The sequence below is a fragment of the Methanospirillum sp. genome, from assembly GCF_028679455.1.
GTDB lineage: Archaea > Halobacteriota > Methanomicrobia > Methanomicrobiales > Methanospirillaceae > Methanospirillum.
This window is the reverse complement of record NZ_JAJRBM010000322.1, coordinates 1-5,767: the sequence shown is the minus strand read 5'-3', so window position 1 is coordinate 5,767 and position 5,767 is coordinate 1. Positions and strand designations below refer to the sequence as shown.

The window sequence follows — 5,767 nt, the reverse complement described above, 5'->3', positions numbered from 1 at the left end:
TCATCCCACCGGATCAATCTTGCCTTAAAGAAATTTCATGAGAATACGCAGACTACTATCAGGTTCAGGATTGGGAAAGCAGAAGATCTCTCTTGTATTGCCAACTCCTCAATAGATCATGCATATTTCTGCTCCTCGTTCCATTGGATCGATGAGAAACAGGTAGCACTCAGCGAAGTACTCAGGGTACTGAAACCAGGAGGAACCCTGGGAATGACCACCCGGGATGGAAATGCTTCCTATTCCATGAAAGATCTCCTTATGCCCATCTTCAGAAAATATTATCTTCCCTATCCATCGGATCCTCACCAGGGTACATCACCGATCTCTCTCCATGAGTTGACCCACCTCCTTGTAGGATCCGGTTTTCACCCCATATTTATTGAATCTCGTCCGAGTCAGTGGCTATATCAGGATTATTCAGGGAGACACAGAATTTCAATGCGGGTGGAGAACCTGCTAACTCATGTTCCGTCCGAGGTCAGGGAACAGCTCCGGGCAGAAATCTGTGATATACTTGCAAGAAACCATGCACACTTTCGTCCCGGGGCAAGGAATATGACGTTGTTTGCAATTGCCACAAAACCTGGAAATAAGACTGTTTTACAAACAAATGGGTTCTCCCGGTAACCTGCATCTGGTATATGCATCTCCAGCGGGTTCTCATTTTGACGCGAGATAGCAAGGCTGCCCTATGGGCGACAATAGGCAGGACAGAATATCAATCAAAATTGACACGGATCGAAATTTAAAAAAATATCCTTAAAAGACTTCGTTGGACAGTCTCTCTATAATAGAGCCAATAATAGTGGTATTTTAATTGGCTCTGGCAGACATTCCTTCCAATTCCATGATCTCTGATGCAAGGAGGGGCAACAGGAGCGCTGGATCGGTAACAAGCCCAAGTGCCTGCGTTGTTCCACGGTCCTGCAGTCTTGTTACCACATAGGGATTAATGTCCACTGCAACAGTCTTCACTTTTGAGGGGAGCATATTTCCGACCGCAATTCCGTGAAGCATGGAAGCACAGATGATGCACATGTCTGCCTGCTGAACATATTTTCTCATCTCGTCCTGGGCCTGCATGACATTGGTTATCGTATCCGGTAGTGGTCCGTCATCTCTTATTGAACCACCAATAACAAACGGTACATTGTTTTTCACACACTCATAGAGTACACCACCCTGAATCACTCCCTTATCGATAGCCTGACGAACGCTGCCTGCTCTCCAGATCTCATTTATTGCTATGATGTGGCTTTTGTACCCGCTTTTTAAAACCTTTCCAGTTTTTTTATCCATTCCAAGCGTAGTTCCAAACAACTGTTTTTCCATATCCATCACAGAAAAACCATTACCGGTAAACAAAGCCTGAACATATCCCATTCGTATCAGATCTAAAAACGCTTCATCTGCCCCGGTATGTATCATCGCGGTACCCATGACATAGATAATAAAACCATTACGATCATGGATCTTCTTAATCTCCCGGGCAAGATCTTTTATGAGATAGTTAATCGGTTTCTCTGGTGAGACTCCGCTTGACATGAAACCAAAGAGATCAACCGGCGACCTCGGCCGTTGCGGTGCTTCGACTTTAACCCCATCAAAACCAACGACGATACGATCTCCTTCCTTAACCACACCTTGACGCCGGCATACTGCTTTTACGCCGTTGACAACAATAATACAGTCCATCTCGATGTCTTCAACTTCCCTCCATTCGTTCTTGATAAAGACGAAGGTCGGATGATGCGTTGTACCATAGAAATTTTCCGGCAATACTCCATCCAGTGGTGCAGGTTCTGTTTTTATCTCCTTTCTGGGAAGAAGTGCTCCCAGGTTTTTAAGTTCAGTAAATAATTGTTCATGCCCCTCAACACGAATCCTGCAATAACTTTCGTCATCCTTCGTTTTGCCGACATCGACTTGCAGGATCTCGAATGTCCCTTTCATATCCAAAATCGTGTCAAGGACTTTTGTCAAAATCGACGAGTCAATGATGTGGCCTTTTAGTTCAATCTCTTCTGAAATGACGTTCATATAAATCATCTCTTACCGTGCATTGCTGATAATTATCTGTTGAATTGTCAGATCACGTTACTCTCGATATAATTCCGTATTTCATCAGAAATGCGGATACTATCGAACTCCACCTAACCCGTTTTCGGGGCAGAGGTAGTGATAAGGATAAGAGTAGAGTCGATCCTTGGTATCTCCTACTTTTTTCCGGTTCAACCATCGTAATACCAAAGTCTGTACACAATGGTTATTCTCCCCGCCACATGGATTCCTACAACTTCCAGTTATCAGATCAACAACATTCTGCACGGGTACGGGCAACAACGAAAGTATTCTCCTTTAGCAATAAACCAGAAATACAATTTGGACGTAGCAATTAATTATATTATTTTTAAATATCATAATACTTATCCCCTATATTTTTGCAAGCGATACTGATCGATTTCTCCTCAAAATAATATAGATTATATTTTAGTTATCGGTTTTTTAGTAATACTAATGTTGGAATAAAGGCGTTATGGATATAATGTATAATATTTCCCCCAATATCTCTAACAATGCTGCATAATTTCAGCCTTCTTACTACATATTTATTAAATATTAATATCACACATACCAATTCTTACAAAATTTATTAATATTCATACTGCAGATGAACCATATGGACACCGTAAAAAAAATTGAACCTGCACAATTTTTCTTGAAGCAGATGGAACATGTCCGCAATACTCCGGTTGAATTCGGATATTATCTGGATGCATTCACATCCGCAACTCAGAAGATTATGCGTGACATCAGCACGCAGGTCAATGGAAAACCCTGCCAGATATGGTATGAAAATTCGCTAGAGACCTCCCCATTGTTTTCCTTTTTTGCTGCAGGATCAGATCTGCAGTATCATATTACTACTCAAAAATTACCCACCGTTCAGGAAGAAGATCCTGCCCAGCCTAGTCCTTCTCCTGGTTCCCCTACCATTTTAGAAAACCTCTATGAATCGATCAAACAATTATTATCTGGGAATACGGGCAGTTCACCCGGCATTACCCGCCCAATTCAGGAAACAGAAAACAACAGTTATCATTTCGATTCCTGGGTAGGGGAGGAAAACGTCAGTACGGTATGCAGCCAGTATGTCATCGCACTCAGCAATCTTGTTCAGGAAGGAGAGAACCTGGAATATATCAGGTAATCAGAAAACCGGTGACAAAACCCGGGGCCTTATGGTTTCCTGGCTGAAATCAGGAATCGTCTGCTCGCATATCCAAGCAGGGACTCCCTGGTCTCAAACCTGGTTTTCGGAAGCCGGGGTTCAACCTCAACATCAACAAAACCTGCTTTTTGTATGAGGTTAAGATCATACAAGGGCCGGGATCTTGAGTGTGACCAGAGGGCATTCCTCATGTGAGGTGGCATATCAGGAACCGGCGAGTAATTATCCAGAATCCTGTCAATGATCCCGGGGGCAACAAATCTGCAGATCCTTCCGGGAATGCTCCGATCAGAACAATTCCAGTTCCTATCGATCAGGATCAGTCTTCCCCCAGGCCTGAGCACCCGCATCCATTCATGAACGATACGGTCAGGATGAACGGTTGCGCAGAGTACATCCCTGCTCACTACCGCATCAAAAGAATTCTCTGGGAAGGGGATAAATTCTAGATCACCCCGTTTTAACCTGATGGAGGCATGACTGGTATTTGCATACTCTCGTGCAGCCTTGATCATCGGAAAGGAGAGATCAACACCGGTCACCAGGCACCCCATTTTAGACAGGAGGCATGTCAGTGTTCCTGGCCCGCATCCCGCATCCAGGACGGTACAGGTTTTGGTTCCAAGGCTTTTGCTCAACAGATTCTTCCATTCAAGTACCGTATCTGCAGGTATTGCTATCGCCTGATCCCACTGGTGTTTTGCATAATCCAGTGCCACCTGATCCCAGTAGGTACTGATCTGATGCTTAAGGGCCCATCCATGGAGCGGTACCGGGAGATAGGCATTCAACTTGATTCTGCCTTCAGGTTCATGGCTGGAATAAGGAGTTTTCATAGATTATTGTGACTCATGCTCATAGGCTTATACAACGGGACCTGGCCTAAATTTCAGTACATTTCCCGCATGATACTGCTCTTTATGCCCGCAAACCTTCCATACCGACTTCCTGATCGTTCTCCCTGTTCAGGCCGGAGATCTGTTGCACGATCCAGGAGAGCTCAGAAAACGATATAAAACCGCCATATTGATTTGGAAAAACCGATATCGATGCAACCGTCAGACCATGAGCCTCCATCTGCCCAATCATCTCATCGGTAATATTTCCGGTAAGAACAAGATCCGGGTCAAGTGTTTCTATCAGAGGAATATTCGGATTCTCTGCTGATCCAACCAGACATCCAGAGTAACCTTCAGGAAATGCTTCATGGTTTTTAGCCGATTCGCGGTCAAGACCTACGATGAGATTGGTGATTCCTAATAAACGGGCGACCGTGGAAATCTGCTGTGATGAATCCAGTACTACGATACGCTGTAATGGCAGAGTTACAAAAATTTTTTTAATTTTAAAATCAGTTACCGTCAGAGGAATCCAGGGCAGGCCACGGGTTTGTGCAAGCAGACCGCCTGACACCAGGCTGCTCATCCAGAGGAATGTCCACAAAAGTGAGTTTGCGTAATATTTTATATCACAGATTTTACAATTCATGATACTAACTAGGAGACATGGAAATAAGAATCATTCTTATTTCTCCGCCTGCAGATCCCCTCCAGGACGGATAGAGATCTGATGAGTAATGGTAATGCCAGAGATCTGCTGATCTCCCGGGAGGCCTCATTCTATCGTCGATGATATTTGATCTGATGCAATGAGAAGACCAGTGCGGCAGGTACGGGTACGGTATCAGTTCCTGAGTCTTTGAGTGAATGATCCCCCTGATTTTTCATACCTACTCCTGATGAGTACAACATACATCACACGAACGTGAATAAGGTATTATTCTGCCATCTTCACTCGATTTGGTCCCGCATTGTGAGGGAATCCATTATATCCTCACTGGCATATCATCGAGGGTGGAGATCATGACAGGAACAAAGGTCTGGCACTATTCACGGGGACTGAAGCCGTCATACGGTTCATCGGGTACATCCTGGTGGATGATGACCATCGTCGCCTTATTCTGTCTCCAAAGCCTTGATCTGCTGACCACGAAACTGGTTATTGAGTACGGTGGAGTAGAATTAAACCCAGTATTCAGCATCTTTCAACAGACCATCTGGTTCTGGCCGATTATGAGTGCTGCAAAAGTTCTGCTCCTATTCTGGGTTTATGTCTCACTCACGACCTCAGATCGGTATTACCCCCTGGCAGCATGGGCAACCGGCATGATACTGATCCTGCAGAGTGCGATAGTGGTAGGGAATAATATCATGGTGCTGCTCATGATCTCATGAATTGGGAGAGAGAGTTCATAATGGATCCTGGGGAATGCAGATCATGCATACCGGTTCAATCTGTCGAGTTTTCCATACATTTTTCAATGATTTTCATAATTGAATTGCAGAAACCATTCAGAACAGCACAGAATCAGGGCAGGTATGCATCATCCCCAATTAGTTATCACAATCCAGATCAAAATCCCCAGTACTGAAATACCAAGAATCAGCTCTTCCCACCGGTTTCGTGCATAGGGAAAGGATCCGGGTCCAATTAGTGCCCCAAAGTAAGTGAGCAGCCACGAACCGGTTGTCT

General features: G+C 44.4%; 6 protein-coding genes. 3 read left to right on the top strand and 3 right to left on the bottom strand.

What is annotated here, in order from left to right; translation table 11 throughout:
• Window positions 1-630, top strand: a 630-nt coding sequence (locus LUQ50_RS11195; protein ID WP_300039919.1) for a class I SAM-dependent methyltransferase, incomplete at its 5' end; no start/stop codon positions are given.
• Between the two features lie 186 nt (window positions 631-816).
• On the opposite strand, the gene LUQ50_RS11190 is transcribed toward LUQ50_RS11195, so the two are convergent.
• Window positions 817-2,043 carry a TIGR00300 family protein gene (locus LUQ50_RS11190; protein ID WP_300039918.1) on the bottom strand — a complete coding sequence of 409 codons (1,227 nt, stop codon included), beginning with the start codon at window positions 2,041-2,043 and terminating at the stop codon, window positions 817-819.
• Between the two features lie 640 nt (window positions 2,044-2,683).
• On the opposite strand from LUQ50_RS11190, the gene LUQ50_RS11185 reads away from it, so the two are divergent.
• Window positions 2,684-3,214, top strand: a complete 531-nt coding sequence (locus LUQ50_RS11185) for a hypothetical protein (protein WP_300039917.1) — start codon at window positions 2,684-2,686, stop codon at window positions 3,212-3,214.
• 29 nt (window positions 3,215-3,243) lie between these two features.
• On the opposite strand, the gene LUQ50_RS11180 is transcribed toward LUQ50_RS11185, so the two are convergent.
• Both LUQ50_RS11180 and LUQ50_RS11175 read right to left on the bottom strand, forming a co-directional pair.
• Complete coding sequence (locus tag LUQ50_RS11180; protein WP_300039916.1) at window positions 3,244-4,071, bottom strand: class I SAM-dependent methyltransferase; 828 nt, start codon at window positions 4,069-4,071, stop codon at window positions 3,244-3,246.
• Window positions 4,072-4,153: 82 nt separating this feature from the next.
• Window positions 4,154-4,660: a hypothetical protein gene (locus LUQ50_RS11175; protein ID WP_300039915.1), complete on the bottom strand. Its 507-nt coding sequence runs from the start codon at window positions 4,658-4,660 to the stop codon at window positions 4,154-4,156.
• Between the two features lie 437 nt (window positions 4,661-5,097).
• Between LUQ50_RS11175 and LUQ50_RS11170 the strand changes: the two genes are divergently transcribed.
• The gene (locus LUQ50_RS11170) at window positions 5,098-5,469 is read left to right on the top strand and encodes a DUF5658 family protein (protein WP_300039914.1); all 372 of its coding nucleotides are present in this window, start codon (window positions 5,098-5,100) and stop codon (window positions 5,467-5,469) included.
• Window positions 5,470-5,767: the final 298 nt, after the last annotated feature.